Genomic DNA, 1022 nt, shown 5'->3' on the forward strand with positions numbered 1-1022 from the left:
TCAAGTTGGTGGTTAACGTAGGTACCGTAACCGCGACCACGCACCACAATCTCCTGCTCGGCCAGCAGTTCCAGCGCCTTTCGCACCGTGATACGGGAAATCCCCAGCGCCAGAACAAACTCACGCTCGCTGGGGAGAAAATCTCCGCGCTGAATCTCCCCATTCTGCACCGCCAGTTGCACCACATCAGCGAACTTTATGTACAGCGGGAGTTTGTCCGGCTCCGCCATGCGCGTGCGCAACCGCTCGACCAGCCAGGTATTTACGCCCATTACGCTCCATCCATGTCGTATCGAGGGAGCGGAAATCATAACTTTTTTCAGCTCAGGCATCTTTCTTTTCTCAATTTCATTTAACTTTCGATGAGCACTTGCAGTCTCCACCCGCCTACGCGATGATGCGGTGAGACCTTTTTTCCTTTAACTTCCGGAGGTTGTGATGAAACCGAGTGTGATTTTGTACAAAAGTATCCCCGCCGATTTGTGCAAACGCCTGGAACAACATTTTACCGTCACAGAATTTGATGGGTTGCCCCCCGCGGGACACCCTGCTCTGGCGCAGGCTGAAGGTATCATCGGTTCCGGTGGCAAAGTCGATCGCGCCTTTCTGGCACAGACGCCGCGTCTGCGTGCGGTATCGACCATTTCCGTCGGCTACGACACCTTTGACGTTGAGGCATTAACTGAAAAGGCCATTCCGCTCATGCACACGCCAACGGTATTGACCGAAACCGTGGCGGACACCGTTTTCGCATTGATCCTGTCAAGCGCCCGTCGTGTGGTCGAAGTGGCTGAACGCGTCAAAGCTGGCGAATGGCAAAGCGGTATCGGCAGCGACTGGTTCGGGATTGACGTGCACCATAAAACGATCGGGATCCTTGGTATGGGCCGTATTGGTTTGGCCGTGGCGCAACGAGCCCATTTCGGTTTCAGCATGGAAGTGTTGTACAACGCGCGACGCCATCATGCCGAAGCCGAAACGCGCTTTAACGCACGCTACTGCGATTTGGATACCTTACTGGC

The 1022-nt window shown here is 54.7% G+C and carries 2 protein-coding genes; one reads left to right on the top strand and one right to left on the bottom strand.

Features of this window, described 5'->3' with window-relative positions; all coding sequences use genetic code 11:
- A partial coding sequence (locus J5224_RS29845; protein WP_264628675.1) for a GntR family transcriptional regulator occupies positions 1–272 on the bottom strand: 272 nt, incomplete at its 3' end.
- A 166-nt stretch (positions 273–438) separates the two neighbouring features.
- On the opposite strand from J5224_RS29845, the gene J5224_RS29850 reads away from it, so the two are divergent.
- The coding region (locus J5224_RS29850; protein WP_319802514.1) for an NAD(P)-dependent oxidoreductase at positions 439–1022 on the top strand (584 nt) is incomplete at its 3' end.

Source organism: Candidatus Symbiopectobacterium sp. NZEC135 (assembly GCF_025962695.1).